This is a genomic window from Paenibacillus sp. AR247 (assembly GCF_002968895.1).
Lineage (GTDB): Bacteria > Bacillota > Bacilli > Paenibacillales > Paenibacillaceae > Paenibacillus_AQ > Paenibacillus_AQ favisporus.
The window spans coordinates 16,226-17,563 of the sequence record NZ_PCZT01000005.1 but is presented as its reverse complement, the minus strand read 5'-3'; the positions used below and the strand labels follow the sequence as shown (position 1 = coordinate 17,563).

General features: G+C 55.6%; 2 protein-coding genes. Both read left to right on the top strand.

All coding sequences use genetic code 11. The features are described from left to right. The first annotated feature begins 77 nt into the window (after window positions 1–77). Entirely contained in the window at window positions 78–773 is a 696-nt protein-coding gene (locus CPT76_RS04055; RefSeq protein WP_105442016.1) for a sigma-70 family RNA polymerase sigma factor, read from the top strand. A gap of 36 nt (window positions 774–809) precedes the next feature. Next, window positions 810–1,338: ATP-dependent Clp protease proteolytic subunit (locus CPT76_RS04050; RefSeq protein WP_105442015.1), on the top strand; the 529-nt coding region annotated here is incomplete at its 3' end.

Sequence of the window (1,338 nt, the reverse complement as noted above, 5' to 3'; positions counted from 1 at the left end):
AAAAATGAGCATCCCGTATCCTTTTCCCCCTGTTCAAACGTTATCTCTATAGAGGCCTCTACAGGAGTGTGATTAACATGTTAATCCGTCAATTCCATGACACCGGATATCATCGCGAGGATATTTCGGAGCTGTACCCAAGTTTGAAAAAATTCTGCCTGAGCGTCACCCGCAACCGCTGGGATGCCGAAGATCTGGCACATGACACCATCGATAAAACGCTGCGCTTCTGCCTGAAAGACCCGTCATCTCCGCGGCAGCCCAGCCTGCCGCTTATGATGACCATTGCCCGCAACCATTGGATCGATCTCGTCCGTAAAAGGTCGCGTGAATCGGCCGAACCGATGGTTGAGCCGCAATCGACCGATCACCCGATCGATACGCTTCTGTCCGGGCTCGACACCTTAATGGAGAAGCTGACGCCAAAGCAGCTGCTGGTGTTCGTGCTGAAGGACGTGTTTGAGAGCCGGGTGTCGGATATCGCCAGCATGCTGGAACTGAATGAAACGACAGTCAAATCACTGCTGCACAGGGCGCGCCGCAACATCAGCGGAGACACCGGCGAAGCCATTTCACCGGACCCGCACTGGAAGGACGTCGAGCAGGAGGAGTTTCGCCATATCCTGCTGACCGCCATCCGGCAGGAGAAGCCTGAGTTGCTCCAGCGGCTAATGGAAGCTCTGCAGCCGGCAACGGACCAGGCCCCAGTGGTCGGTTTCAGCCGGACACGGATGTCCTCCGGAACGGGTATGTCCCTGCGCTGTGCGGCGTAGATCCTTGTGCCTTCCCATATAAAGGAGGCCATGAACATGAACACAATTCCTTACGTTGTGGAACAAAGCCGGCTTGGCGAGCGTTCCTATGATATTTATTCGCGCCTTTTGAAGGACCGGATTATATTTCTCGGTTCCGAAGTGAACGACGTGGTGGCCAACAGCATCATCGCACAGCTGCTGTTCCTGGCCGCCGACGATCCGGAGAAGGATATATCCCTGTATATCAACAGCCCGGGGGGCTCTACCTCGGCAGGCTATGCCATTTTGGACACGATGGACTACATCAAGCCGAAGGTCACAACGATCTGCATGGGCATTGCCGCATCCATGGGTGCGGTGCTCTTCCTTGCCGGGGAAAAGGGCATGCGTTATGCCCTCCCCAACAGCGAGTTCATGCTGCATCAGCCGCTCGGCGGTGCCCAAGGTCCCGCAGCCGATATCGATATCACGGCGCGCCGGATTTTGAAGCTGCGAAGCAAGATCAACGATTTTATCGCGGAGAAAACCGGACAGCCGCTGGAACGCATTGAGAAGGATACCAATCGCGACTTCTTCCTCACCG

Bases quoted from the DNA above. Each gene is read 5' to 3' on its own strand.
- CPT76_RS04055 (WP_105442016.1), top strand. From the start codon at position 78: ATGTTAATCCGTCAATTCCATGACACCGGATATCATCGCGAGGATATT.